This is a genomic window from Mycobacterium sp. NGS66 (assembly GCF_059812225.1).
In genome coordinates this window covers 488720-514789 of record NZ_JCALCG010000002.1, presented here as the reverse complement: position 1 = coordinate 514789, position 26070 = coordinate 488720, and the positions used below count along the sequence as shown (strand labels likewise).

Sequence of the window (26070 nt, the reverse complement as noted above, 5' to 3'; positions counted from 1 at the left end):
AATCACGCCACCAGCGCAGGCTCGGCGCCATCACCGCAGGCTCGGCGCAACGGATCCCGGCGCCCGCAGTCAGTCCGGCGCAATCGGTCGCTGCTGCTGCCGGCGCCGCACCTCGGCGCGCAGATACGCGATCAGCGCCCACACGCCGCCGAACAGCACGCCGATGAAACCGACACCCGGATACACCGCGAAACCGGCGAGCAGCACCACCTGCACGCCCAGGTTCACCCAGATGGCCCACGGTCTGCGCTGCAGCCCGGCCAGCAAAATCAGCAATACGGCCACGCCGATCAGGTAGCTCAGCGACGCCGCCGTCAGCCCGCCACCGACCGCGCCCACCACGGGTATCGCCAGCAACACCACGATCGCCTCTAGCAGCAGCGTCGCGGCCATCACCGCCGCGAAGCTCTTCCAGGGATCAGCCTGGGGCGCAGGAGTCTGGTCGGTCATTGCGGATCACGACCGAACAAGCTTCGGGCGGCCCCGGCGGTCACCACCGAACCGGTGATGACGATTCCCGTGCCGGAGAATGCCTCCTCTTGCGCGGCTGCCTCGTCGACCAGCTCGGTGGCGGTGTCGATGGCGTCGCGCAGATTCTCGGCGGTGAGCACCCGCTCGGCGCCGAACTGTTCTCGCGCCGCTGACGCCAGCGACTCGACATCCAGGGCGCGCGGCGATCCGTTATGGGTCACGACCACCGAATCCAACACCGGCTCGAGCGCCGCGAGGATCCCGTCGACGTCCTTGTCGGCCATCACGGAAAGCACCCCGACCAGCATTCGGAAGTCGAATTCGTCGGCCAGCGTGCGGGCCAGCGCGGCCGCGCCGGCCGGGTTGTGCGCGGCGTCGACGAAAACCGTGGGTGCGCTGCGCACCCGCTCCAGCCGGCCCGGGCTGTCGACGGCGGCGAAACCCGCCCGAACCGCATCGACATCGAGCTGGCGCTGCGCGCCGGCACCGAAGAACGCCTCCACCGCCGCAAGCGCCAGCGCCGCGTTGTGCGCCTGGTGTTCGCCGTGTAGCGGCAGGAAGAGCTCGGAGTAGACCCCGCTTAGGCCCTGCAGTTCCAGCACCTGTCCGCCGACCGCGACCTGTCGGCCCAGCACCGCGAACTCGGAATCCTCCCGGGCGACCGCGGCGTCGGCGCGCACCGACGCGTCCAGCAGCACTTCCATCGCCTGGGGCACCTGCCGGCCGATAACCGCCACGGTGTCCGGCGCGCCCTCGGCGGCCCGGGTGATGATGCCGGCCTTCTCGGCGGCAATCCCGGCGATGTCGGACCCGAGGTAGTCGACATGATCGATGCTGATCGGGGTGATCACCGCCACCGGCGCATTGACCACGTTGGTGGCGTCCCACCGTCCGCCCATGCCCACCTCGACCACCGCGACCTCCACCGGCGCGTCCGCGAACGCGGCGAACGCCATGGCGGTGAGCACCTCGAACTTGCTCATGGCCGGTCCCCCGGCGGCGTGCGACTGCTCGTCGATCATGTGCACGAACGGCTCGATCTCTCGATAGGTCGCCACGTACTGCGCCGGGCTGATCGGCTCTCCGTCGATGGCGATGCGTTCGACCGCCGACTGCAGGTGCGGGCTGGTGGTCCGGCCGGTACGACGATGCAGCGCGGTGAGCAGTGCGTCGACCATCCGAGCCACCGAGGTCTTGCCATTGGTCCCGGCGATATGGATCGACGGATAGCCCAGTTGCGGCGAACCAAGCAGATCCATCAACGCGCTGATCCGGGTCAGGCTGGGTTCGATGCGGGTTTCCGGCCAGCGCTGATCCAACAGGTGCTCGACCTGTAGCAGCGACGCGATTTCATCCGGGGTGGGAGCCGCGCGGATACTCCGCGGCCGCTCTACCGGCTCGAAATTCATTGCAGCGCAGCCAGCTTCGCGGTAATACGGTTGGTTTCGTCGTTGGCCAGCCGTTGGCGGTCGCGGATCTTGCCGACGACGCCTTCTGGCGCTTTGGCCAGAAAGTCGGCGTTGGCCAACTTGGCGGTGGTCGATGCCAGCTCCTTTTGCGCTGCGGCCAAGTCCTTTTCCAGACGGCGCCGCTCGGCCGCCACGTCGATGGTGCCCGAGGTGTCCAGCTCGACGACGACGGTGCCGCTCAGGTCGGGACCCACCCGAACCTCGAGCGACGCGGTCGCACCGAAATCCGGGCCCGGCGCCGTCAGCCAGGCCAGCGACGTCACCGCGCCAACCTGGGTGCTCAGATCCGCTTCATCTACTCCGCTCAGCCGGCACGGTACCTTCTGCCGGTCCGCCAGCCCCTGATCGCTGCGGAACCGACGAATCTCGGTCACCAGCTTTTGCATGTCGCTGATCCGCTGCGCCGCAACAGGATCCAGGCCTATTCCCGAGGAGACCGGCCAGTCGGCGATCACCAGCGACTCCCTTTTCGTCAAGGCTTGCCACAATGCCTCGGTGAGGAAGGGGATCACCGGGTGCAGCAAGCGCAGCAGGGTGTCCAGCACCGCGGCCAGCACGGCCGTGGTGTGCGCACGGCCGTCGGCCAGCTGGGCCTTGGCCAATTCGACGTACCAGTCGCAGAATTCGTCCCAGGCGAAGTGGTACAGCGATTCGCAGGCTCGGTTGAACTCGTAGTTGTCGAGTGCCGAATCAACTTCGGCGCGAACCTCTTCCAACCGGCCCAGGATCCAGCGGTCGGCATCGGTCAACTCGCCGTGCGCGGGTAATGGTGCCAGTTCGGCGCCATTGAGCAGCGCGTACCGGGTGGCATTGAACAGCTTGGTGCCGAAGTTGCGGGAGGCGCGGACGTAGTCCTCGCCGACGGACGCGTCGCCGCCGGGACTGGTGGCGCGGGCCAAGGTGAAGCGCAGCGCGTCGGCGCCGTACTTCTCCACCCAATCCAGCGGATCGATGACGTTGCCCTTGGACTTGCTCATCTTGCGACCGAACTCGTCGCGGATCAGCCCGTGCAGGAACACGTTGGTGAACGGCACCTGCGGGCCGCGGCGACCGCCGAGCGTGATGATGTCGTCGCCGCCCACGAAGGTGCCGAACATCATCATGCGTGCCACCCAGAAAAACAGGATGTCGTATCCGGTGACCAGAACGCTTGTGGGATAAAACTTTTCCAGCTCGGGCGTCTGAGCCGGCCAGCCGAGGCTGGAGAACGGCCACAGCGCCGACGAGAACCAGGTATCCAACACGTCGGGATCCTGCACCCAGCCCTGGGGGGGCGTTTCGTCCGGCCCGACGCACACCTTTTCGCCGTCGGGCCCGTACCAGATCGGGATGCGGTGGCCCCACCACAGCTGCCGCGATATGCACCAGTCGTGCATGTCGTCGACCCAGGCGAACCAGCGTGGCTCCATGTTCGCGGGGTGAATTACGGTGTCCCCGTTGCGAACCGCGTCGCCGGCGGCCTTGGCCAGCGATTCCACCCTGACCCACCATTGCAGCGACAGGCGCGGCTCGATTGGCTCGCCGCTGCGCTCGGAATGCCCGACGCTATGGAGGTAGGGCCGTTTCTCCTCGACCACCCGGCCCTGCGCGGCCAGGGCTTCGCGCACCGCAACGCGGGCCTCGAAACGGTCCATGCCGTCGAATTGCGTTCCGGTGCCGGCGATCCGGCCCTTGGTGTCCATCATCGACGGCATCGGCAGCTGGTGGCGCAGCCCGATCTCGAAGTCGTTGGGGTCGTGAGCGGGCGTGACTTTGACTGCGCCGGTGCCGAATTCGGGGTCCACATGCTCGTCGGCGACAATCACGAGTTCGCGGTCCACAAACGGGTGCGGCAGCGTCTTCCCGACAAGGTGGCGGTAGCGCTCGTCGTCGGGATGCACCGCGATCGCGGTGTCGCCCAGCATCGTCTCGACCCGGGTGGTGGCCACCACGATGTGTGGCTGCGCGTCGTCGAGTGAACCATATCGGAACGACACCAACTCGCCTTCGACGTCAAGGTAGTTGACCTCGAGATCCGAGATCGCCGTCTCGAGCACCGGTGACCAGTTGACCAGTCGCTCAGCCTGATAGATCAACCCGGCGTCGTAGAGGCGCTTGAAAATCGTGCGTACCGCGCGCGACAGCCCCTCGTCCATGGTGAACCGATCGCGGCTCCAGTCCACCCCGTCGCCGAGCCGCCGCATCTGACCGGCGATGGCGCCGCCGGACTCGCGCTTCCAATCCCAAACCTTGTCGACGAACAGCTCACGGCCGAAGTCCTCTTTGGTCTTGCCGTCGACCGCGAGCTGCTTTTCGACGACACTCTGGGTGGCGATGCCAGCGTGGTCCATCCCCGGCTGCCACAGCACCTCGTACCCTTGCATCCGCTTGCGGCGGGTCAAGGCGTCCATCATGGTGTGTTCCAGCGCGTGGCCCATGTGCAGGGTGCCGGTCACATTCGGCGGCGGCAGCACGATCGAAAACGCCGGCTTGCTACTGGACGGGTCCGCGGTGAAATAGCCGGCTTCCAGCCACTTCCGGTAGATCGCGCCCTCCATCGCATCCGGATCCCACGATTTGGGCAGCGAGTCGGCGGCGGGGCGCTGGCTGGCAGTCACCGGTCAATTCTAGGAACCGGCACACGCCGGTGCGCAGGGCGGCCGGTGCGCAGGGCGCGCGGACAATCCGTCGCACCCGGCTGACACCGGCCGCTCGGCGTTTGGCGCGATCAGGGGATGGTCAGCACTTGCCCGGGGTGGATGAGGTCGGGGTTGCTGATGCCGCTGGCATCGGCGATGACCTGGTACTTGCTGCCGTCTCCGTAGAACCGCTCCGAGATGGCCCACAGCGTGTCGCCGGACTCCACTGTGTAGGTGCGCGCGGCGGGTTCCGGTGCCGGCTCTGGCGCGGCTTCCCCGACCGGCTCGGCGACAGCGTCGGAGACGGCTTCTTTTTCGGTGTCGTCGGCGGCAGGCTCCTCGGCGGCCTCCGGCGCCGGAGGCGGCGGCTGGTCGGTCTCGGTCTTGGTCGACCAGGCGGGTCCGTCAGCGGCGTACAACACGAGGTTGCGATCGTCCTGGAGCACGAGTTTGACGTCTTTTTTGCCCTTGGTGTCGCTGTGCCACACCGGCTTGTCCGCCGTGTAGAGGACGAAGTTGCCGTCTGGCTGCACCTCGGCGCGCACCACCTCCTGGCCGTTGGTCGACGTCGACCAGATCGGGTTGCCGCGCGAGGCCAGAACCAGGTTGCCGTCGTCCTGCAGGGTCAGGGTGTAGGCCCCGTTGTTCGAGACCAGCGATTCGCCTCGCACCAGCTTCTGGCCTTGGGTGAGCGTGTCTGCCATGGCATTTCCTCTCATATCTCGGATGTCTCAGATCTCTCGTATCTCGCTGTCGTGCCCGGCGGACGGGCGCCTACTGATCTTGGTTGAACCCGGGCATCACCTTCTCAAACCTTTTCCATGCATATCGAAACCACTACGAAACGACGAATGAACACTGCGAAATGCAGTGCGGCGTCAGGCTACTTCTTGCCCCCGAGCAGTCCGCCGAGGATCTCGCCCAGCCCGCCACCTTTGCCGGCCAGCACACTGCCGAGGACGCCACCGAGCGATTTGTCGCCGGAGCCGCCGCCGAGAATGCTGCCCAGCACTTCACCCAGGCCGCCCGAGGCCTCCTTCTTCTGCGCTGGAGCGGTCTGCCCGGCGCCACCGGAGGTAAGCTGTTTTCCGATGTAAGCCAACACAATTGGGAGCACCACTGGCAATAACTGTTTGATCAAGTCGCGATTGCCCGCGCCCCCGTCGGCAAGCGCCGCCGCCACCTGATCGGTGTCGTTGCCGCCGAAGAGCGTCGCAACCGCCTGATGTCCATGGCTCTCGTCAACCTGGTCGACACCACCGCCGGCGTCCAGCAGCCCGCGCGCGCTATTGGCCGCCGATTCGATCTTGCTGGCGTGTTCGGGGTCGTCCGAGTTGTGCTGTAGTCCGCCAAGCAGTACCGGTACCAGCGTGTGAATCGCGCTGTCGACCTCGTTCTCGTCGGCACCTAACTTGCTTGCGATATCAGAAGTGGGGATTTGAGCGTAAAGGTCATCAAGACCGGCCATCGTTTTGCGACCACCTTCGCTGCTGAAATGGAAAGCAAAGCCATCTACGACCCTAGACGCACGCCACGGTGATCGACAGCCCTTGGCGCAAGCCGATTCCAAGTGGTCGGTCAGTTCAGCCGCTCGGTCTGCAGCGACACGCCGGCAGCCGGCAAGCGCGCCAACAACGCATCACCCATCGCGGCCGCGGGGGTGAGGACACCGCGCAGGTCGGAGAGCTTGTCGCGGTCGGTTGCCAGCGCGAGACCCGACTCCCCCAGCAAGACCGCGGTCGCCTTGTAGCCCGGGTCGCCGCGCTGCGCCATCCGTGCCACATAGCGGCCGCCGCTGGTTGTGGTGGTGTACGTCTCGGTCCGGTAGTAGCCACGCTCCCGGGTCGATTCGCTGGGGCCGCTGCCCGGTTTCGGGACGACACGCTCAACCAGACCACGCGGCAGCAGGCGGAAGTAGCGGCTGCCCAAGCCGGTCATCGCGTTGCCGACCCCGCTTATGACGGCCGACGCCACCGGCGCCACGGCAGAGGATCCCAGGCTCATGTTTTCGCTGTAGCGAAACTGCCTGCCGTACGCCCAGTCCAGTAAGGCATTGCTGCGGCGCACGATTCGAGTGTTGGTCGGCGCCATCATGAATCCCCCGGTCCACAGGCCGGCCAGTTCGGGCGCGATCTGGCGGCCTCGCCGCCACGGCAAGTCGGGTTGTCGACCGACGTCGGGCTCGGCGGCGCGGTCCGGACTCAACGTGTAGGGGTCGGCGAATTGACGACGCAACTCTGGGTCAGCGGAAACCGCGCGCAAGATTTCCAGCATCGAGGCGATGGTCCCGCCGGATAACCCGCCGGCCATGGAGCGCACGACGAAGTCGGTGTCGGTGAGCTCGCCGGCGTCGTCCTCCCGTGCCTTGCGGTACAGGGCGTAGACGCTGATGTCCGACGGGATCGAGTCGAATCCGCAGGCGTGCACGATGCGGGCGCCGGTGTCATGGGCCTGCTTGTGGTAGAGGTCGATGCTCTCGCGTACGAACGGCGGCTCGCCGGTCAGGTCGGCGTAGTCGGTGCCCGCTTGCGCACACGCCGCCACCAACGGCAATCCGTAGCGCATGTAAGGCCCGACCGTGGTGATAACCACCTGGGTCCGGGCCGCCATTGCGGTCAGCGTCGACGGCGATGCGGCGTCGGCGGTGACGACCGGCCAGGACTGGGCGGACGGCGCCAGGGTGGCACGCACTTTCTCCAGCCGTTCGGTCGAGCGGCCGGCCAGCGCGATGCGGGCGTCCCCGCCCGCTCGGGCGAGGTATTCGGCGGTGAGCTTTCCGACGAAGCCGGTTGCCCCGTACAACACGATGTCGAATTCGCGCGGCGAAGCGGTCACCGGACCGACGCTACTCCGGAGCTACGCGGCTAAATTCACCTGGCGGGCGGTGATCGCGACCTCATCGGGTGGGTTGCTCACCGCGACGTGTACAGGGCCTTGATCTCGTCAGCGTCAACGAAGCGGCCCGCTGCCGCATCAGCACGCCCCTGACGGATCGCCTTCAGGGCGCCGGGCGTGCGCAGCACGTCGAGGCTCTCCTCGATCGAGGCGAGATCATCGGCGGAGATGAGCACCGCGGCGGCATGACCGTGCCGGGTGATGGTGATCCGCTCATGGGTCCGCTCAACTTGGGCCACGTACTCGGAAAGATGATTGCGGGCCTCGCCCAGCGGGACAACAGTCACCACCACAGTGTGGCCAAAAGTATGTACAAAGTGCTGGGCGTTTGTCCCAGAAACGTTGGCCACCCGAACTTCCCTTGGGGATGGCATCACTCTGGCGTTGAATGCGCTGGCACAGCCCTGGCCGTGGTAGCGCTCGTAGTTGGTGGCTAACAGCCCCGGCTCCTAAGCAAACGAGAATGCCGGGCGCACCGCGCCCGGCATTCTCGTTTTCAGCGTGTGATCAGCCGCGTCGACCGCAGACCGGCCACGCACCGATGCCCTGCGAGTGCAGGACATTCTCGGCGACCCGAATCTGCTCTTCCCGGCTGGCGGTGTGCGCCGAACCCGAGCCACCGTTGGCCCGCCAGGTGCTGGGGGTGAACTGCAGGCCACCGGAGAACCCGTTACCGGTGTTGATGCCCCAGTTTCCGCCGGACTCGCACTGCGCGATCGCGTCCCAGTTGACGCTGTAGGCCTTGGGAGCGGGCGGCGCCTCGACCGGAGCCGCGTTTGCCGGCGGCGGCGTGCTCGGCTCGAAGCCGGCCGGGGCGGGCGGCGGCGGGGCATCCGGCGCCGGGGGCGGCGGGACGTTCGGGTCGAACGCAGCGGGTTCCGCCACCGGGGGCGTGTCGATCGGCGCCAGGGCGTCCGGCAGCGCGTTCGGGTCGAATTCCTCCGGCGCGGCCGGCGCGGCGTCGGGCGCCGGTCCGGCGGGGGGCACGTTCGGGTCAAAGCCCGCCGGCTCCGCGTTGGCGGTAGCGGCGGACGGCACAGTCACGAGCGCCCCGGTGATCGCGGCGACGATGAGCGTCTTACGGACGTTCCTCAACATTGTTCCTTTCGCGGTGCGCGCGCGCCGAAGCCAGCCCACCAAGGTGGGTTGGGGTGCTGAATACATCCGGATCCATCCGGAACTAGCTGCTTCGGGACGTGCCGTCTCGTTCTGGCACGCCAGCGGGGCGCTCTCGAGCTGCCCGGCGGTGCTCTCGCCGGCCGCGGCGGCTGCTGAGACAGCTGCCGTCCGCAACCCCGCTCACACGCGGGTCCGTGGATTCAATTTTTGTTCGTTAATGCGCCCGGCTGCCGGGCCATGAAAGGACAGTACGAGACGGAAAAGCATCCGTCATCTTTGGCGCGCCGCTATCTCGCGCCTATAACGACGTGATCACGACGCGATCCGGTATTTGTTACTGCAGGTCAGCGCAGCATTTCTGGTGACCATCACCAGGACGTTGACAGTGCGTTATCGTGAGCGGAATCACGCGCATTTTGTGAGCTGCGACACGGAATTTGCCGGTTACACCCGCCCGCGCGTCAGCAGCGCTCGGCGGACACCAACTGAAGCGCCCGGTACGAGTCAGTGACCGCCGCCGTGACGCGCGCGCGCCGAGCCGCGGCGCACCCCACGGCAATCCAACGAAATATCCAGCACCAGAACCACATTGGCTTAACAAAACAGTAACCGCCACAGCACACGTCGGTGATCGGGGAAGGTTAAGGACGTGCCCGTGCCAACCTCCCGCGGCTGGATGAGTTATGTTCTACACCAACAAATTTGGTCGTCCGTAGCCGCCGCTTGCGGTCGTAACCATCGGACGCAACGATGCCTGGCCCTCGGTACCTCTCGCCCAGTGGCGTGCCAGCACGCTATTTCCGACAGCGAAGTTTGCCAGAATTCCAGTTAAGCAAGGGCCCTTGCGCGCGTCCATTCCATCTCCAAACGGTCCTCGGTGTCCCAAATCTCTACTGTGGCAACACAATTCGTGGGCTTTGCAGGACGCTGTAGATCGATACCATTTGCAGACATATTCGGGAGACCCGTCAATGGCCGTATTTCGTAAGATAAGAAATAGTCGGATAAAGCGTCGGAATAGCGATATGAGAAATGGCCAACTCGGAGGCCGCTCGACGAATTAAGATCCAAGCGCGGGCGGGGTCAGAGCGCGCAAATCGGTGGCCGAGTTGAGATTGGTCAGCGCCCTTGACTTCGGCATCACGACCCGCTGAGCGTCCGAAGCGTCGACCAGCGCGCGCATCTTGCGCTCCCCGGCGCCGACCAACGCGTCCACCCGGTCAGCGAGGTCGGTCCGATACACCGCGGCCAGGTAATGGTCCTGCCCGTCCCACGGCAACACCACCTCGGCCCCGGTCTCGACGGCCCGGCGGGCGAGATCGTCGATCAATTCGACTGTCAGATACGGCATGTCGACCGCGCACACGAACGCAAGCCGCGCACCGGCCTCAGCCGCGGCTCGCAACCCGCGCCCGGTAGCCGGCAACGGCCCGAGCCCGCGCAGTTCGTCACGCAGAACAGGAACATCTAGTACCGGCAACGGCTGGCCCGGAGCCGCCATCACATAAACGTATTGGCAACGCTTCTGGACGACGCCCACCACGTGCTCCACCAGCGTGGCGGTTCCGCCGGGAACAGGCAGGGTGGCCTTGTCTCGACCCATTCGCCGCGATTCGCCTCCGGCGAGGACGACCCCGGCCAGTGAAAGCTCGGTCACGTCAGTCGACGGTCCAGGTGTCGCGGCCGCGCAGCAGGGCTTGCAGGGCGGCGTCGTCCGACGGCTTCGACGACTGAGCGGTCTCGACCTGTGAACGCGCAGCGTCGTCATAAGTGGGCCGGCTCACGTGGCGGAAGATTCCCAGCACGGTGTGCTCGAGGTTTTGATCGGAAAGCCGGGACAACGCGAACGCGTAGGCCGCGTCGTCGGCGTGCGCGTCGTGCACCACGATTTCCTCGACGGCCACGTCGGCGGTCTTGGCCACTTCCAGCCCGAAACCGGACCTCACCACGCAGTAGTCGCGGTTGGCCCCGAACACAATCGGTTCGCCATGGCGGACGTTGATCACTCGCTCGTCTGCGCCCTCCTTACGCAGCACGTCGAAGGAGCCGTCATTGAAGATCGGGCAGTCCTGCAGGATCTCGACCAACGCGGCACCGCGATGCTGCGCCGCGGCGCGCAGCACCTCGGACAGGCCGGCGCGGTCGGAATCCAGTGCCCGGCCGACGAAGGTCGCCTCGGCGCCCAGCGCCAGCGAAACCGGGTTGAACGGGTGATCCAGCGAACCCATCGGCGTCGACTTGGTGACCTTGCCGACCTCCGAGGTCGGCGAATACTGGCCCTTGGTCAGCCCGTAGATCCGGTTGTTGAACAACAGAATCGTGATGTTGACGTTGCGGCGCAGCGCGTGGATCAGGTGGTTACCGCCGATCGACAGCGCGTCGCCGTCGCCGGTGACAACCCACACCGACAAGTCCTCGCGAGCCAGCGCCAGACCGGTGGCAATCGCCGGCGCCCGGCCATGGATGGAGTGAAAGCCGTAGGTTTCCAGGTAATAGGGAAACCGGCTAGAGCATCCGATGCCGCTGATGAACACGATGTTCTCGCGGCGCAGCCCCAGCTCGGGCAGGAAGTTGCGGATGGTGTTCAAGATGACGTAGTCACCGCAGCCCGGGCACCACCGGACCTCTTGGTCACTGGTGAAGTCCTTGCCCTTCTGCGGCTGTTCCCCAGGAGACAGAGTGGGCACACAGGCGTTCTTGGTGAGTTTCGGAGTGACACCGAGTTCAGTGCCCGCCAGATTTCCCATCAGGTCGGTCATGCTCCCGCTCCAACCCTGGCCGCCGACAATTTGGCGACCATCATCTTGTCTTGCTCGAGCTCATCCAGTCGCCCGGCTAGCGCGGCCCGAATAAAGCGTCCTATTTCGTCGGCCAGGAAGGACACACCCTTGACCTTGGTCACCGAGTGCACGTCGACCAGGTACTTGGCCCGCAGCAACATCGCCAGCTGGCCCATATTCATCTCCGGGCAGACCACCCTCGGATACCGATGCAACACATCGCCCAGATTCGCCGGGAACGGGTTCAGATGCCGTAGATGCGCGTGCGCGACCTTAGTGCCCCGGCGCCGCGCCCGCCGACAGGCTTCGCCGATCGGGCCGTAGGAACTGCCCCACCCAATCAGCAGCAGTTCGGCGTCACCGGTCGGGTCGTCAACTTCTAGATCTGCGACGCTGATGCCGTCGATCTTGGCCTTGCGTATCCGCACCATGAGGTCGTGATTGGTCGGATCGTAGGAGATGTCGCCGGAGCCGTTGGCCGCTTCCAATCCGCCGATGCGGTGTTCCAGCCCCGGGGTCCCCGGAACCGCGAACTGGCGGGCCAGGGTTTCCGGGTGCCGGGCGTATGGCTCGAACGGCTCGTCCGGTTTGGCGAAGATGTGCTTGATCGGTTTGAACGAGCTGACGTCGGGGATCCGCCATGGCTCGGAGCCGTTGGCGATGGCGCCGTCGGACAGCAGGATCACCGGGGTGTGATACGACACCGCGATCCGCACGGCCTCGACCGCGGTTTCGAAGCAGTCAGCCGGAGACCGCGGCGCCACCACGGCCACCGGCGACTCGCCATTGCGGCCGAACAGCGCCTGCAAAAGGTCAGCCTGCTCGGTCTTGGTCGGCAGACCCGTCGACGGCCCACCGCGCTGCACGTCGATGACGATCAGCGGCAGCTCGGTCATCACGGCAAGCCCGAGCGCTTCCGACTTGAGCGAAATGCCCGGACCCGAAGTGCTGGTCACACCCAACGCCCCACCGTATGACGCTCCGATGGCGGCGCAGATACCGCCGATCTCGTCCTCGGCCTGGAACGTGATGACGTTGAAGTTCTTGTGCTTCGACAGCTCGTGCAAGATGTCCGACGCAGGGGTGATCGGGTAGCTGCCGAGGACGACCTGTTTGTCGGCCAACTTTCCGGCCGTCACGATCCCGTAAGCCAACGCAGTGTTGCCGGAGATCTGGCGGTATTCGCCGGCCGGCAACGACGCCTTGGACACCTCGTAGGTGGTGCCGAACGCCTCGGTGGTTTCGCCGTAGTTCCAGCCGGCCTTGAGCGCCAGCACGTTGGCCTCGGCAATATCGGGCTTGCGCGCGAACTTCTCCCTGATGAAGTGCTCGCTGGTCTGAATCGGCCGACCGTACATCCACGACAACAGACCCAGCGCGAACATGTTTTTGGCGCGCTGGCCGTCCTTTTTCGACGCGCCGATGGCCTCGACGGCGCCCAGCGTCAGGGTGGTCATCGGGACGGCGTGGACGACGTATTCGTCGAGCTCGTCGCTCTCCAGCGGGTTGGTTACATAACCCACCTTTGTCAGATTGCGCTTGGTGAACTCGTCGGAATTCGCGATCACCATGCCGCCGCGCGGCAGGTCGCCGAGGTTGGCTTTCAGCGCCGCGGGGTTCATGGCGACCAGCACGTCGGGGCGGTCACCGGCAGTCAGGATGTCGTAATCGGCGATCTGGATCTGGAAGGACGAAACCCCGGGCAAAGTGCCTGCGGGGGCTCGAATCTCGGCCGGGTAGTTCGGCTGGGTGGCCAGGTCGTTGCCGAATAGCGCGGCCTCCGAAGTGAACCGGTCACCGGTCAGCTGCATCCCGTCACCGGAGTCGCCGGCGAAACGGATGACCACGTTTTCCAGGCGTTGCCGAACGGATCCGGTACCGCGAGCACCGTTGCGAGACTCTGCCCCGGCTTCGTTGCCGTTCGAATCCACGTCTTCGCCCTTCCACCTGGTTATCTGGACAGGCACTCCGTCGCGGTTTCACATCACGCGCTAGGGAGTGACTTCCCCCCGTCCTGACATTTATGTCACTAGCGGTATCAATTATGGCATTACTTTAAGGATTACGTTGCGGCGCGCGGCCCTGTGTCGGCGCCTCATTGAGGGCTAAAAGCCGACGTCAGCGGCATGCACGACGGGAAAACGCAGCCAAACTGTGGTTTTGGTCACTTAAGAACGGCGCCGATCCACGGGCCGGTTCGACCGCCCCCGAGGGGGACTGGAACACGTTCTAATTCGCCGCTTTCGCGGCTTTGATGTCAGGCGCTTTTGTCGCGCCGCTCGGCGCGCGACGGCTTGCGCGGCACGATCGTCGGCAACACGTTGTCCTGCACGGTCTCCTTGGTGACGACCACCTTGGCGACGTCGTCGCGGCTCGGGATGTCATACATCACCGGCAGTAAGACTTCCTCCATGATGGCCCGCAGGCCGCGGGCGCCGGTGCCGCGGTGAATCGCCTGATCCGCGATGGCCTCCAGCGCATCGTCGGTGAACTCCAGCTCGACCCCGTCCATCTCGAACAGCCGGATGTATTGCTTGACCAGCGCGTTCTTCGGCTCGGACAGGATCTTGACCAGCGACTCCTTGTCCAGGTTGGTCACCGAGGCGACCACCGGCAGCCGGCCGATGAACTCGGGGATCAGCCCGAACTTGATGAGGTCCTCGGGCATCACTTCGGCGAAGTGATCGGTGGTGTCGATCTCGGCCTTGGAGCGAACTTCGGCGCCGAAGCCCAGCCCACGCTTGCCCACCCGTTCGTAGATGATCTTCTCCAGACCGGCGAACGCACCGGCCACGATGAACAACACGTTGGTGGTGTCGATCTGGATGAACTCCTGGTGCGGGTGCTTGCGGCCGCCCTGCGGGGGCACCGACGCCTGGGTGCCCTCCAGGATCTTCAGCAACGCCTGCTGAACGCCCTCACCGGAGACGTCGCGGGTGATCGACGGGTTCTCGCTCTTGCGGGCGATCTTGTCGACCTCGTCGATGTAGATGATGCCGGTCTCGGCGCGCTTGACGTCGTAGTCGGCGGCCTGGATCAGCTTGAGCAGGATGTTTTCCACGTCCTCGCCGACGTAGCCGGCCTCGGTCAGCGCGGTGGCGTCGGCGATGGCGAACGGCACGTTGAGCATCTTGGCCAGCGTCTGGGCCAGGTAGGTCTTGCCGCAGCCGGTGGGCCCGAGCATCAAGATGTTGGACTTGGTCAGCTCGACCGGCTCGTGCCGGGAGTCGCGACCCTTCTCGCCAGCCTGGATCCGCTTGTAGTGGTTGTAGACGGCCACGGCCAACGTCCGCTTGGCGGTGTCCTGGCCAATGACGTATCCCTCTAGGAATTCACGGATCTCGACCGGCTTGGGGAGCTCGTCGAGTTTCACGTCGTCGGCGTCGGCAAGTTCTTCTTCGATGATCTCGTTGCACAGGTCGATGCACTCATCGCAGATGTACACACCGGGGCCCGCAATGAGTTTCTTGACCTGTTTCTGGCTCTTTCCGCAGAACGAGCACTTCAGCAAGTCACCGCCGTCTCCGATGCGCGCCATGATGCTTCAGGGCCTACTTTCTTGCTTCCTCGTCGCCTGTCCGTCTTACCGTGCCGCGTGTATTCCCCGACGCTACCCGCTTGCTGCTGCTGACCGCGACCGTTAGAGACGAATCGCGTGTTTGGTATTCGTGGGTGTGCACGCCTGTCGATCTCAATGAAACATATAGCCAGATGGCGTCCACGGCTCGTTCAGACGCGCTATCCGTGTCTCTGGCGTGTCGCGGTCGTTACCCGAGCGAGGCGCACGAGCCCCGCTGAACGGGAGCCGATCTGGGGCGCAACCACCCTACAGTGGCCGTGTGGGATTGACTTTCGGAGTCCCGCGGCCCGGCGAATCCGTGCTGATCAGCGACGGAGGCCTAGCCACCGAACTGGAGGCCCGCGGGAACAACCTGACCGACCCGTTGTGGTCGGCCAGGTTGCTGTCAGATGCTCCACAGCAGATCGTCGCGGTGCATGTCGCCTACTTTCGCGCCGGCGCCATGATCGCGACGACGGCGAGCTACCAGGCGTCGTTCCAGGGCTTCGCGGCCCACGGGCTCGGACGCGACGACGCCATCGCGTTACTGCGCCGCAGTGTCGAACTCGCCAAAACCGCGCGAGACGAGGTGGGCACCGCCGGACTTTTGGTGGCAGCCTCGGTCGGGCCCTACGGCGCAGCGCTTGCCGACGGCTCCGAGTACCGCGGCCGCTACGGGCTGTCCGTCCCTGAGTTGATGCGCTGGCATCGGCCACGGCTGGAGGTGCTGGCCGCGGCGGGCGCCGATGTGCTCGCCCTGGAAACCGTTCCTGACGTCGACGAGGGCGAAGCGCTGGTCAACCTGGTGCGCACGCTCAAAGTTCCGGCCTGGCTGAGCTACACCATCGACGGCGATCGCACCCGCGCCGGTCAGTCCCTGTCCGAGGCGTTCGCGGTGGCGGCCGGGGTTCCGGAGATCGTCGCGGTCGGGGTCAACTGCTGTTCACCCGACGACGTCTTGCCGGCGATACGCGCTGCGGACGTCGGCAAGCCGGTGATCGTCTACCCGAACAGCGGAGAGCGTTGGGACGGCCGGGCCTGGACCGGGCCGCGCACTTTCACAACGCAATTGGCCTCGAAATGGGTTGCGGCCGGGGCGAGCATCGTCGGCGGATGCTGCCGGGTCGGGCCGGCCGACATCGCCGAGTTGGCGTCGCGCCTAGGCCCGGAACCATGAGTCTGCGCTCATGGCATCGAGACTGCGCTCAGGGCTACCATCTCTCGAATTTGCCCGCCCCCACCGCAGGATCGGCGGAGGTCCGAAAAGGTTAGGCGCTCTGCGCGGAAAGCTTCCGGTATTCCAAAACGGTGTCGATGATCCCGTAGTCCTTGGCCTCTTCGGCGGTCAGGATCTTGTCCCGGTCGGTGTCCTTGCGAATCACCGCGGCGTCCTTGCCGGTATGGCGTGCCAGCGTGGTCTCCATCAGCGTGCGCATCCGCTCGATCTCGGCGGCCTGGATTTCCAAGTCGGAGAACTGGCCTTGGATCACTCCCGACAACGACGGCTGGTGGATCAGCACCCGGGCGTTGGGCAGCGCCATGCGCTTACCGGGCGTCCCGGCGGCCAGCAGCACCGCGGCGGCCGAGGCGGCCTGACCCAGGCACACCGTCTGGATGTCGGCCCGGACGTACTGCATGGTGTCGTAGATCGCCATCAGTGAGGTGAAGCCGCCGCCCGGCGAATTGATGTACATGGTGATGTCGCGGTCCGGATCCAGCGATTCCAGCACCAAGAGCTGCGCCATGATGTCGTTGGCCGACGCGTCGTCGACCTGGACGCCGAGGAAGATGATCCTTTCCTCGAACAGCTTGTTGTACGGGTTGGACTCCTTGACGCCGAAGCTGGAGTGCTCGATGAAGGACGGCAGGATATAGCGCGCCTGGGGTTGGGTCATGGGATTCACTGAGCTTCTCCGTTGCTGATGTGTGCGGCGCGGGTGATGATGTGGTCGACGAAGCCGTACTCCAGGGCTTCCTGCGCGGTGAACCAGCGGTCGCGGTCGGAATCCGCTTCGATGCGTTCGATCGGTTGGCCGGTGAACTCGGCGTTGAGCCGGAACATCTCTTTCTTGATCACGGCGAACTGTTCGGCCTGAATCGCGATGTCGGCCGCGCTGCCGGTCACCCCGCCCAGCGGCTGGTGCATCAGGATCCTGGCGTGCGGCAAGGCGAAACGCTTGCCCTTGGTGCCGGCCGCCAATAGGAACTCGCCCATCGAGGCGGCCATCCCCATCGCGTAGGTCGCGATGTCGCACGGCGCCAACACCATGGTGTCGTAGATCGCCATGCCGGCGCTGATCGATCCACCCGGCGAGTTGATGTAGAGGTTGATGTCCTTCTCGGTGTCTTCGGCGGCGAGCAGCAGAATCTGTGCACACAGCCGGTTGGCGACTTCGTCGTTCACCTCCGACCCCAGGAAGATGATGCGCTCGGAGAGCAAGCGCTCATACACCGAGTCCGTGAGGTTTAAACCCACCGAGTTCGAACGCATGTCAGTCCTTTGGCTCACAGTGGGACACCTGCTTTCTCGAGTTCTGTATGCACGACACTAACCAACCCAACCCGCGGTGTGCCTGCCACGCATCCCCTGAAATGGCCGCGTTCGCTTACAGCTTCATGCCCGCAGCCGGACATCAGGATTCGGCCTCCGGGCTTTGTATCACCTCGGCATCGTCTGCGGCTTCCTCGGCCGGTTGCTCGGCATCCTCGCCGTGAGTGTGCTCATGGGTGCCGAAGAGCTCGTCGGTGTCGATGGTATTGCCGCTGGTGTCAGTGACGGTTGCGGCCCGGGCCGCGGCCTTGACGGCCAGTTCGCGCCGCACGTCGGCGAACAGGGCCGGCAGCTGGTTGTTCTCCTGCAGGTAACCGATCAACTCCTGGGGCGCGATGCCGTACTGCTGAGCTGTCGTCACCAGCCGTTCGGTCAGGTCGTCCTGGCCGACCTGGACCTCGAGATCGTCGGCCAACGCGTCCAGCAGCAGCTGCCGCTTGACATCCTTCTCCGACGCGGTCCGCGCCTCGGCATCCCACTCTTCGCGCGACGTGCCCTGCGCGGCGAGCAGCTCGTCGAACTTGGCTTCGTCGTTGTTCAGGCCGCTGAGCGCCTGCTGCATGACGCCCTCGAGCTGCGCCTGCACATAGGACTCCGGCAGGGGCACGTCGACCTGCTCGAGCAGCGCATCGAGGGTCGCGTGGCGAACCCGCTCGGCCTGCTGGGCGCGCTTGGTGTGCCGTACCTGATCGGCGAGGTTGGTCCGCAACTCGTCGATGGTGTCGAAGGCGCTGGCCAGTTGCGCGAACTCGTCGTCGGGCTCGGGCAGCTCCCGCTCTTTGATCGCCTTGACCGTAACGGTGACCTGCGCATCCTGCCCGGCGTGTGCGCCGGTCGCCAACTTCTCGGTGAACTCCCGCGACTCGCCGACCGACATGCCGACCAGGGCATCGTCGAGTCCGGCAATCAACCGGCCAGAGCCGACCTCGTGGGACAGGCCCTCGGCGGACGCGTTCGGCACTTCCTCGCCGTCGACGGTGGCCGAAAGGTCGATGGTGACGAAGTCACCCGTCTGCACCGGTCGGTCCACCTCCGTCAGGGTGCCGAACCGGGACCGCAACGCTTGTAACTCGGCCTCGACGTCGTCGTCGCTGACCTCGACCGGTTCCACCTCGACCTTCAGGGCGCTCAAGTCGGGCAAGGTGATCTTGGGCCGGACGTCGACCTCCGCGGTGAAGGCCAGGTCCTGGCCGTACTCCTTGCGGGTCACCTCGATCTCCGGGCTTCCCAGGGGCTGGACTTCAGATTCGGCCACGGCCTGCCCATACCGGGTGGGCAGCGCGTCGCTGACGACCTGGTCGAGCATCGCCTCCCGGCCGAACCTCGCCTCAAGCAGCCGCGCGGGCGCCTTGCCGGGCCGGAAGCCGGGCAGTCGTACCTGCTTGGCCAGCTCCTTGTAGGCGCGCTGGAAATCGGGCTCGAGCTCGGTGAACGGCACCTCCACGCTGATGCGCACCCGGGTGGGGCTCAATTGCTCGACACTGCTCTTCACGGGTGTGCTCCTCAGTCGTGGTTGCTGTAGTCGTGGCTGGTCGGGGTGACAGGATTTGAACCTGCGGCCTTCCGCTCCCAAAGCGGATGCGCTACCAAGCTGCGCTACACCCCGCGCTGACGTCGTCGATCCTAGAGCCCTTCATCGTCAGGTCCGTCATCCGCTTCGCGCAGACCCACGGGCCTTGCGCGCCTCACGGAGCGGTCACCAAACGGCTTCGATTAGATTTGACGTCTGCCGCGACGTACAGTCGCCCTCGACTAATGCACGCGGGCGTAGCTCAATGGTAGAGCCCTAGTCTTCCAAACTAGCGACGCGGGTTCGATTCCCGTCGCCCGCTCGGATCAGGTGTTTGCGGGAAAGAAAGGCGCCATGAGCGACCTTCACACGGATGCTGACATCCAGGGTTCCTGCACGCCTGAGTTCATCGGGGTGCGTGAGGCGTTCGCGCGCAATTTCGTCGAGCGCGCGGAAGTCGGCGCCGCGGTCGCCGTCTGGGTCGACGGCGAACTTGTGGTCAACCTGTGGGGCGGCTCGGCCGATGCTGCCGGCACCCGGCCCTGGGAGCAAAACACGCTGACCACCGTGCTGTCCGGGACCAAGGGCATCACCTCTACCTGCGTGCACCAGCTCGCCGACCGCGGCGAACTAGACCTGTTTGCGCCGGTGGCCCGCTACTGGCCCGAGTTCGGTCAAGCCGGCAAGGAGAACATCACCCTGGCCATGGTGATGAGCCACCGCTCCGGCGTCATCGGGCCGCGGACCCGGCTGAACACCGAGCAACTCGTCGACTGGGACTACGTCTGCCGGCAGCTGGCCGTCGCCGAACCGTGGTGGAAGCCGGGCACCGCCCAGGGCTACCACATGACCACCTACGGGTTCATCCTCGGGGAAGTATTCCGGCGGGTCACCGGCCGCACCGTTGGCCAGTATCTGCGAGCCGAGATCGCCGAGCCGATCGGCGCCGACATCCACATCGGACTGTCCCCGGCCGAGCAGCTCCGCTGCGCGGAACGGGTGAACAAGCCGACCGGGCGGCAGCTGCTGGCCGAACTGCACGCGCCCGGCTGGCCGACCAGCCTGGACGAACATCCCAAGGCCGGGATGTCGATCGCGATGGGATTCCTGCCCGACGACGACCTCGACACCGAAAACTTGCAGCTGTGGCGCCAGCTCGAGTTCCCCGGCACCAACGGTCAGGTATCAGCGCTGGGATTGGCGACGTTCTACAACGCACTGGCCCAGGAGAAGCTGCTCAGCCGCGAGCACATGGAACTGGCGCGCACGCCGCAGGGCGGCTTCGCACCCGACCTGGTGCTCGGACCTCGAGTCGCCGACCACGGCTGGGGTTTGGGCTACATGCTCAACCAACGCTGCGTCAACGGGCCAAACCCGCGGATGTTCGGCCACGGCGGCCTGGGTGGCTCGTTCGGGTTCGTGGATTTGGAACACCGGATCGGCTACGCCTACGTTGCGAACCGCTTTGACGCCACGAAGGCCAATGCGGATCCGCGCAGCGTCGCCCTGAGCAACCAGGTCTACGCCGCGCTTGGCGTGATCCCGAACTGACCAATCCGGCTTCAGGCCTGACAGGTAGGGCACCAGAAGACGTTTCGGCCCTCCAACACCGCGGTGCGGATCGTCGTCCCGCACACGCGACAAGGATCGCCGGCGCGCCGGTACACGTAGGTGCGGGGGCGCCCTTGCCGGTATGACGGCGGACCGTGATCGTGCTCGGGCCGGACCACGATGATCTTGCCGCCGCGCAGGCCCACCTTCATCAGCGCCACCAGGTCGGTCCACGCGGCATCGAACTCCGCCTCGCTAATCCCTCGGCCGGGCCGATACGGGTCGATGCCGTGCCGGAACAACAATTCGTTGCGGTAGACGTTGCCCACGCCGGCGATGACCGTCTGGTCCATCAGCAACGCGCCAATAGGCCTGCGGGACTTGGCTATCCGGCTCCACGCCCAGGACGGATCGGCGTCGGCGCGTAAAGGGTCGGGTCCGAGCCGGGCCACGACGTCGGCGACCTGGCCCTCGTCCACCACTTCGCAGACGGTCGGCCCGCGTAAGTCGGTGCCGTACTCGGCGCCCACCATCCGCATCCGCACTTGTCCGACCGCGTCGGGAAGCGGCCCGTCAGCCGGACGCGGCCATTCGGTGAAGCTGCCGTACAGGCCGAGATGCACGTGCACGATCGGGCCGCCCGCGTAGTGATGAAACAGGTGCTTGCCCCAGACCGTGGCCCGCAGCAACACCCGCCCGTCGACTACAGCCGCGGGCCCGCTGAATCGTCCCTGCGGACTGGACACCGAAACCGGCGCGCCGCGAAACCGGCGCTGGTGCAGCCGGGCCAGCCGGTGCAGGGTATGCCCTTCGGGCATGGTTTCGGAGCTTTCGTCAGGACACCGCGCCGGGGACCGGCGGCGCCTGATGGGTGCGTTCGTATTCGTCGAGAATGTCGATTCGCCGTTGGTGGCGTTCGGCTTTCGACCACGGTGTGGACACGAACGCGTCGACGATGGCCAGCGCCTGCTCGAGGGTGTGCATGCGCCCGCCGATGCCGATCAGTTGGGCGTTGTTGTGTTGTCGGGCGAGTTGCGCGGTCTCGACGCTCCACGCCAACGCGCAGCGGGCCCCGGGAACCTTGTTCGCGGCGATCTGCTCACCGTTGCCCGAACCGCCCAGCACGATGCCCAGGCTGCCCGGGTCGGCCACGGTGCGCGTCGCGGCGGCGATGCAGAACGCCGGGTAGTCGTCGTCGGCGTCGTAGCTGAAGGCGCCGCAGTCGACCGGTTCGTGCCCGGTCTTCTTCAGGTGCTCGGCGATCTGTTGTTTGAGCTCGAATCCGGCGTGGTCTGACCCCAGGTAGACGCGCATGCCGACATTGTGCCCGACGCCCTCGCCAGCATCCCGCGAGAGTGAACTCCGCGACGTTGCACCGGCGTGTTGCGTCGGGTGTTTCACACTCGGCCGGGGCTCCTAGTCGAACTGGGGCGGCTCGGTGCGGGTCCGCTTGAGTTCGAAGAAGTGCGGATAGGCGGCGAACGTCACCGACGCGTCCCACAGCTTGCCGGCCTCTTCGCCGCGCGGAATCTTCGACAGCACCGGCCCGAAGAACGCCACGCCGTTGACGTGGATGGTCGGGGTGCCGACGTCTTCGCCGACGGCATCCATCCCGGCGTGGTGACTTTTGCGCAAAGCGTCGTCGTAGGCGTCGCTGGTGGCGGCCTCGGCTAGTTCCGCCGGCAGTCCGGCGTCGGCCAGCGACAGCTTGATGACCTCGTCGAGGTCCTTGTTGCCCTCGTTGTGGATGCGGGTGCCCATCGCGGTGTAGAGCGGGTCGAGCACTTTGGCGCCGTGTGCCTGCTCGGCGGCGATCGCCACCCGCACCGGCCCCCAGGCCTTCTTCATGCCTTCCCGGTACTGCTCGGGCAGGTCCTCACGCTTCTCGTTGAGCACCGCCAGGCTCATGACGTGGAAATGCACCTCGATGTCGCGGACCTTCTCCACCTCGAGGATCCAGCGGGACGTGATCCAGCACCACGGACACAGCGGGTCGAACCAGAAATCGGCGGCGGATTTCTCGGCGGCCTTTTTCGTAGCGGCCTTGTCAGCCATTGCGCAGTCCTCTCCTCGAGGTTCAAGACGGTCAGAACACCGTTTCCCACAACCGTAATCGCCGCGCGCCTGTTCCCGTCCCGACGTCTAAGTTGGGACGCGTGGCTCTTCCTAACCTCACCCGGGACCAGGCTGCCGAACGCGCCACCCTGATCACCGTCGACAACTACCGCATCGATCTCGACCTGACGGACGGTGACGGCGGTCCAGGCGAACGGATCTTCCGGTCCACCACCACCGTGGTGTTCGACGCCCTCCCCGGCGCCGACACCGTCATCGACATCGCCGCCGACACGGTCCGCAGCGCCCGCCTCAACGGCCGGGAAGTCGACGTCTCGGGCTACGACGAATCGACCGGCATCCCACTGACGGGACTGGCCCAACGCAATGAGCTCGTCGTCGACGCCGACTGCCGCTACTCCAACACCGGCGAGGGCCTGCACCGCTTTGTCGACCCGGTGGACGACGAAACCTACCTGTACTCCCAATTCGAAACCGCCGATGCGAAGCGGATGTTCGCCTGCTTCGACCAACCCGATCTCAAGGCCACGTTCGACGTGCGGGTCACTGCACCCAAGCACTGGAAGGTCATCTCCAACGCCGCGGCGACCGACGTCTCCGACGGCATCCACACCTTCGCCACCACGCCGCGGATGAGCACCTACCTGGTTGCCCTGATCGCCGGCCCCTACGCATCGTGGGCGGACGCGTACTCCGATGAACACGGCGAGATCCCGCTGGGCCTGTACTGCCGGGCGTCGCTGGCCGAGCATATGGACGCCGAGCGGTTGTTCACCCAAACCAAGCAGGGATTCGGCTTCTACCACAAGCACTTTGGCATGCCGTACGCGTTCGGCAAGTACGACCAGCTGTTCGTGCCCGAATTCAACGCCGGCGCAATGGAAAACGCCGGCGCGGTGACCTTCCTCGAAGACTATGTCTTTCGCAGCAAAGTCACCCGGGCTTCGTATGAGCGACGCGCCGAGACCGTGCTGCACGAGATGGCACACATGTGGTTCGGCGACCTGGTCACGATGACCTGGTGGGACGATCTGTGGCTCAACGAGTCCTTCGCCACCTTCGCTTCGGTGCTGTGCCAGGCCGAGGCCACCGAATTCACCGAGGCCTGGACGACTTTCGCCACCGTCGAAAAGTCGTGGGCCTATCGTCAGGACCAACTGCCGTCGACGCACCCGATCGCCGCCGACATCCCCGACCTGGCCGCCGTCGAGGTGAACTTCGACGGCATCACCTACGCCAAGGGCGCCTCGGTGCTCAAGCAGCTGGTCGCCTACGTGGGGCTGGAGCACTTCCTGGCCGGTCTGCGCGACTACTTCCGGACCCACGCGTTCGGCAACGCCACGTTCGACGACCTGGTGAGCGCGCTGGAGAAGGCGTCCGGGCGTGACTTGTCGAATTGGGGCCAGCAGTGGTTGAAGACCACCGGCCTGAACACCCTGCGGCCGGAATTCGACGTGGATGCGGACGGCAGGTTCACCCGCTTCACCGTGACACAGAGCGGCGCCGCGCCGGGAGCCGGCGAGACCCGAGTGCACCGGCTGGCGATCGGTATCTACGACGAGGACCACGCCGGCAAGCTGGTGCGGGTGCACCGCGAGGAACTCGACGTGGACGGCCCGGAGACGGAAGTGCCTGCGCTGGTTGGTGTTTCGCGGGGCAAGCTGATCCTGGTAAACGACGACGACCTGACCTACTGCTCGCTGCGGCTGGATGAGGCGTCCCTGCAGACCGCGCTGCAGCGGATCGCCGACATCGCTAATCCGCTGCCCCGCACGCTGGCGTGGTCGGCGGCCTGGGAGATGACCCGCGACGCCGAGCTGCGGGCCCGCGACTTCGTGGCCCTGGTGTCCGGCGGCGTCCAGGGCGAAACCGAGCTCACAGTGCTGCAGCGCCTGCTGTTGCAGGCGCAGACGGCGCTGAGTTCCTACGCCGAGCAGGGCTGGGCCGCCGAGCACGGCTGGCCGCAGTTCGCCGACCGGGTGCTGGAATTGGCCCGCGCCGCAGAACCCGGATCGGATCATCAGCTCGCCTACGTCAACGCGCTGTGCTCGTCGGTGCTCTCGCCGCGGCACGTGGAGGTGCTCACTGCGCTGCTCGATGCCGACCCCGCCGAGCTGGGATTGGCCGGCCTGGTTGTCGACACGGATCTGCGTTGGCGCATCGTGACCGCGCTGGCGACCGCCGGGGCCATCGACGCCGACGGGCCCGAGTCGCCGCGGATCGATGCCGAGATTCAGCGCGACCCGACCGCAGCCGGCAAGCGCCACGGCGCCCAGGCGTCAGCCGCACGGCCGCAGTTCAGCGTCAAAGAAGAGGCGTTCACCACCGTCGTCGAGGACGACACGCTGGCCAACGCCGCCGGCCGGGCGATCATCGCGGGCATCGTCGCGCCGGGTCAGGCCGAGCTGCTCAAACCGTTCACGACGCGCTACTTCGAGGCGATCCCGGGAGTCTGGGCCCGGCGATCCAGCGAAGTCGCCCAGTCGGTGGTGGTGGGCCTGTACCCGCATTGGGACATCAGCGACGACGGTGTCGCGGCCGCCGACAGGTTTTTGGCCGCGCCGGAATCCGAGGTTCCGCCGGCCCTGCGCCGGCTGGTCCTGGAAGGTCAGGCGGCGGTGAAGCGCTCGCTGCGGGCCCGGAAGTTCGATGCCGAGGAAGATCAGCGGTAGCCGCCGTCGGACAGGCCGGCGTCCTGCTCGATCCGGTTGGTCTTGCGAAAGATCCGCTCGCGGATGACTTCCCGCCCATAGTTCGCGATCATGCCCGCATGGCCCCTGGCGGCCCACTGGGCGCTGTGCCGCTCCTCGTGGTGCAGGACGCGGTCCAGCGCGAGGTTGGTCTCGACGGGCCGGCCAGTGCGGTCGGCATACCAGGCGTGCCCGGACTCGATGATCAAGCGGAGCAGCTGGGCGGCGTCGTCTGGGTTCTCGGCGCCGATGTTGACCATGAAAATGTCACCCCACGCGGTGCCGCCGTGCCGGCTGAACAGCCGCAGGATCCGGTTGCCGCCCAGGGCCATCAGCATGCCGTTGGGCGTCGTCACCAGCCGTCCGCCGCTCCGGTCGACGAACCCGACGTCCTGGCGGTAGCTCCACCGGTTGGCCCGCTGGCGGTCGGCGATGCGCTGCACCTCGGCGGCTGAATACGGCGTCTCGGGGAAGTCGTTGGTGACTCCGGGCCGCTCCCCCGCCTTGCCGTAATCGGTGCCGGCGTTGAGGACGTAGGTCATCAGCACCGCCTCGCGCGCATCGTCTCCGCGAATGCCCCGAGGCAGAAGGTAGAACGACTTGCCCAGCGGGTCCTTGATCTCCTCCATGGCGCGCAGCACCCCGAAACTGTCGGGTGCGATGGCGTGCTGTTGAGCGATTTCGACCACCACCGCCGGGTCCGCTTGCCGGTGTTCGGCATTGGCCAGCCACTGGGAGTAACCGCCCGATCCGGTGTCGCCGAGCAGCCCGGCGGCCTGTA

22 protein-coding genes and 2 tRNA genes are annotated in these 26070 nt (G+C 66.0%); 4 read left to right on the top strand and 20 right to left on the bottom strand.

Annotation, left to right across the window (positions count from 1 at the left end; genetic code table 11):
• Positions 1-69 precede the first annotated feature (69 nt).
• From AC5Y2L_RS06875 to clpX, 12 genes are all read right to left on the bottom strand, one after another.
• A complete protein-coding gene (locus tag AC5Y2L_RS06875) occupies positions 70-450 on the bottom strand; it encodes a DUF4233 domain-containing protein (protein WP_499934056.1) in 381 nt (126 codons plus the stop codon).
• Positions 447-1880: a bifunctional tetrahydrofolate synthase/dihydrofolate synthase gene (gene folC / locus AC5Y2L_RS06870; RefSeq protein WP_499934054.1), complete on the bottom strand. Its 1434-nt coding sequence runs from the start codon at positions 1878-1880 to the stop codon at positions 447-449. Before folC ends, AC5Y2L_RS06875 begins: the two co-directional genes overlap by 4 nt.
• Positions 1877-4537, bottom strand: a complete 2661-nt coding sequence (locus AC5Y2L_RS06865; protein ID WP_499934053.1) for a valine--tRNA ligase — start codon at positions 4535-4537, stop codon at positions 1877-1879. The genes folC and AC5Y2L_RS06865 overlap by 4 nt, the downstream gene beginning before the upstream one ends.
• Positions 4538-4647: 110 nt before the next feature.
• Entirely contained in the window at positions 4648-5262 is a 615-nt protein-coding gene (locus AC5Y2L_RS06860) for a LysM peptidoglycan-binding domain-containing protein (RefSeq protein ID WP_499934051.1), read from the bottom strand.
• A gap of 179 nt (positions 5263-5441) precedes the next feature.
• Positions 5442-6026 carry a DUF937 domain-containing protein gene (locus AC5Y2L_RS06855; RefSeq protein WP_499934050.1) on the bottom strand — a complete coding sequence of 195 codons (585 nt, stop codon included), beginning with the start codon at positions 6024-6026 and terminating at the stop codon, positions 5442-5444.
• A 110-nt stretch (positions 6027-6136) separates the two neighbouring features.
• The gene (locus AC5Y2L_RS06850; RefSeq protein WP_499934049.1) at positions 6137-7393 is read right to left on the bottom strand and encodes a saccharopine dehydrogenase family protein; all 1257 of its coding nucleotides are present in this window, start codon (positions 7391-7393) and stop codon (positions 6137-6139) included.
• A gap of 77 nt (positions 7394-7470) precedes the next feature.
• A complete protein-coding gene (locus tag AC5Y2L_RS06845) occupies positions 7471-7740 on the bottom strand; it encodes a type II toxin-antitoxin system Phd/YefM family antitoxin (protein ID WP_499934048.1) in 270 nt (89 codons plus the stop codon).
• 220 nt (positions 7741-7960) lie between these two features.
• Positions 7961-8548, bottom strand: a complete 588-nt coding sequence (locus tag AC5Y2L_RS06840) for a transglycosylase family protein (protein WP_499934290.1) — start codon at positions 8546-8548, stop codon at positions 7961-7963.
• 1084 nt (positions 8549-9632) lie between these two features.
• On the bottom strand, positions 9633-10229 hold the full coding sequence (gene mobA / locus AC5Y2L_RS06835; RefSeq protein ID WP_499934046.1) for a molybdenum cofactor guanylyltransferase: 597 nt from the start codon (positions 10227-10229) through the stop codon (positions 9633-9635).
• Position 10230: 1 nt separating this feature from the next.
• The gene (locus AC5Y2L_RS06830) at positions 10231-11331 is read right to left on the bottom strand and encodes a 2-oxoacid:ferredoxin oxidoreductase subunit beta (RefSeq protein ID WP_499934045.1); all 1101 of its coding nucleotides are present in this window, start codon (positions 11329-11331) and stop codon (positions 10231-10233) included.
• Positions 11328-13283 (bottom strand): 2-oxoacid:acceptor oxidoreductase subunit alpha, encoded by a 1956-nt coding sequence (locus tag AC5Y2L_RS06825; protein WP_499934043.1) that lies wholly within the window; start codon positions 13281-13283, stop codon positions 11328-11330. The genes AC5Y2L_RS06830 and AC5Y2L_RS06825 overlap by 4 nt, the downstream gene beginning before the upstream one ends.
• Before the next feature lie 326 nt (positions 13284-13609).
• The gene (gene clpX, locus AC5Y2L_RS06820; protein ID WP_067239219.1) at positions 13610-14890 is read right to left on the bottom strand and encodes an ATP-dependent Clp protease ATP-binding subunit ClpX; all 1281 of its coding nucleotides are present in this window, start codon (positions 14888-14890) and stop codon (positions 13610-13612) included.
• A 307-nt stretch (positions 14891-15197) separates the two neighbouring features.
• Between clpX and mmuM the strand changes: the two genes are divergently transcribed.
• Entirely contained in the window at positions 15198-16088 is an 891-nt protein-coding gene (gene mmuM / locus AC5Y2L_RS06815) for a homocysteine S-methyltransferase (RefSeq protein ID WP_499934289.1), read from the top strand.
• A gap of 91 nt (positions 16089-16179) precedes the next feature.
• Here mmuM and clpP2 read toward each other — a convergent pair whose 3' ends face one another.
• From clpP2 to AC5Y2L_RS06795, 4 genes are all read right to left on the bottom strand, one after another.
• Positions 16180-16806 (bottom strand): ATP-dependent CLP protease proteolytic subunit ClpP2, encoded by a 627-nt coding sequence (clpP2, locus tag AC5Y2L_RS06810; RefSeq protein WP_499934042.1) that lies wholly within the window; start codon positions 16804-16806, stop codon positions 16180-16182.
• Between the two features lie 5 nt (positions 16807-16811).
• Complete coding sequence (clpP1, locus tag AC5Y2L_RS06805) at positions 16812-17420, bottom strand: ATP-dependent CLP protease proteolytic subunit ClpP1 (RefSeq protein ID WP_499934040.1); 609 nt, start codon at positions 17418-17420, stop codon at positions 16812-16814.
• Between the two features lie 124 nt (positions 17421-17544).
• A complete protein-coding gene (tig, locus tag AC5Y2L_RS06800) occupies positions 17545-18954 on the bottom strand; it encodes a trigger factor (protein ID WP_499934039.1) in 1410 nt (469 codons plus the stop codon).
• A gap of 37 nt (positions 18955-18991) precedes the next feature.
• Positions 18992-19068 (bottom strand) — tRNA-Pro (locus AC5Y2L_RS06795).
• A 155-nt stretch (positions 19069-19223) separates the two neighbouring features.
• Between AC5Y2L_RS06795 and AC5Y2L_RS06790 the strand changes: the two genes are divergently transcribed.
• A tRNA-Gly gene (locus AC5Y2L_RS06790) sits at positions 19224-19294 on the top strand.
• A 32-nt stretch (positions 19295-19326) separates the two neighbouring features.
• Positions 19327-20523 (top strand): serine hydrolase domain-containing protein, encoded by a 1197-nt coding sequence (locus AC5Y2L_RS06785; RefSeq protein ID WP_499934038.1) that lies wholly within the window; start codon positions 19327-19329, stop codon positions 20521-20523.
• A gap of 11 nt (positions 20524-20534) precedes the next feature.
• Here the strand turns inward: AC5Y2L_RS06785 and AC5Y2L_RS06780 are convergent, their stop codons facing one another.
• The 3 genes from AC5Y2L_RS06780 to AC5Y2L_RS06770 form a co-directional block, all read right to left on the bottom strand.
• The gene (locus AC5Y2L_RS06780; RefSeq protein ID WP_499934036.1) at positions 20535-21341 is read right to left on the bottom strand and encodes an Fpg/Nei family DNA glycosylase; all 807 of its coding nucleotides are present in this window, start codon (positions 21339-21341) and stop codon (positions 20535-20537) included.
• 16 nt (positions 21342-21357) lie between these two features.
• Positions 21358-21837 (bottom strand): ribose-5-phosphate isomerase, encoded by a 480-nt coding sequence (locus AC5Y2L_RS06775; protein ID WP_499934035.1) that lies wholly within the window; start codon positions 21835-21837, stop codon positions 21358-21360.
• A gap of 102 nt (positions 21838-21939) precedes the next feature.
• Entirely contained in the window at positions 21940-22578 is a 639-nt protein-coding gene (locus AC5Y2L_RS06770) for an Rv2466c family mycothiol-dependent reductase (RefSeq protein WP_499934033.1), read from the bottom strand.
• A 101-nt stretch (positions 22579-22679) separates the two neighbouring features.
• On the opposite strand from AC5Y2L_RS06770, the gene pepN reads away from it, so the two are divergent.
• Entirely contained in the window at positions 22680-25271 is a 2592-nt protein-coding gene (gene pepN / locus AC5Y2L_RS06765) for an aminopeptidase N (protein WP_499934032.1), read from the top strand.
• Here the strand turns inward: pepN and AC5Y2L_RS06760 are convergent.
• Positions 25262-26056 carry a hypothetical protein gene (locus AC5Y2L_RS06760; protein ID WP_499934287.1) on the bottom strand — a complete coding sequence of 265 codons (795 nt, stop codon included), beginning with the start codon at positions 26054-26056 and terminating at the stop codon, positions 25262-25264. The genes pepN and AC5Y2L_RS06760 overlap by 10 nt on opposite strands.
• Between the last annotated feature and the right edge of the window lie 14 nt (positions 26057-26070).

Coding starts and splice junctions, on each gene's coding strand:
- AC5Y2L_RS06860 (WP_499934051.1), bottom strand. CDS start 5,262: ATGGCAGACACGCTCACCCAAGGCCAGAAGCTGGTGCGAGGCGAATCG.
- AC5Y2L_RS06830 (WP_499934045.1), bottom strand. CDS start 11,331: ATGACCGACCTGATGGGAAATCTGGCGGGCACTGAACTCGGTGTCACT.
- AC5Y2L_RS06780 (WP_499934036.1), bottom strand. CDS start 21,341: ATGCCCGAAGGGCATACCCTGCACCGGCTGGCCCGGCTGCACCAGCGC.
- AC5Y2L_RS06875 (WP_499934056.1), bottom strand. CDS start 450: ATGACCGACCAGACTCCTGCGCCCCAGGCTGATCCCTGGAAGAGCTTC.
- AC5Y2L_RS06770 (WP_499934033.1), bottom strand. CDS start 22,578: ATGGCTGACAAGGCCGCTACGAAAAAGGCCGCCGAGAAATCCGCCGCC.
- AC5Y2L_RS06775 (WP_499934035.1), bottom strand. CDS start 21,837: ATGCGCGTCTACCTGGGGTCAGACCACGCCGGATTCGAGCTCAAACAA.
- clpX (WP_067239219.1), bottom strand. CDS start 14,890: ATGGCGCGCATCGGAGACGGCGGTGACTTGCTGAAGTGCTCGTTCTGC.
- folC (WP_499934054.1), bottom strand. CDS start 1,880: ATGAATTTCGAGCCGGTAGAGCGGCCGCGGAGTATCCGCGCGGCTCCC.
- clpP2 (WP_499934042.1), bottom strand. CDS start 16,806: ATGACCCAACCCCAGGCGCGCTATATCCTGCCGTCCTTCATCGAGCAC.
- AC5Y2L_RS06785 (WP_499934038.1), top strand. CDS start 19,327: ATGAGCGACCTTCACACGGATGCTGACATCCAGGGTTCCTGCACGCCT.
- AC5Y2L_RS06855 (WP_499934050.1), bottom strand. CDS start 6,026: ATGGCCGGTCTTGATGACCTTTACGCTCAAATCCCCACTTCTGATATC.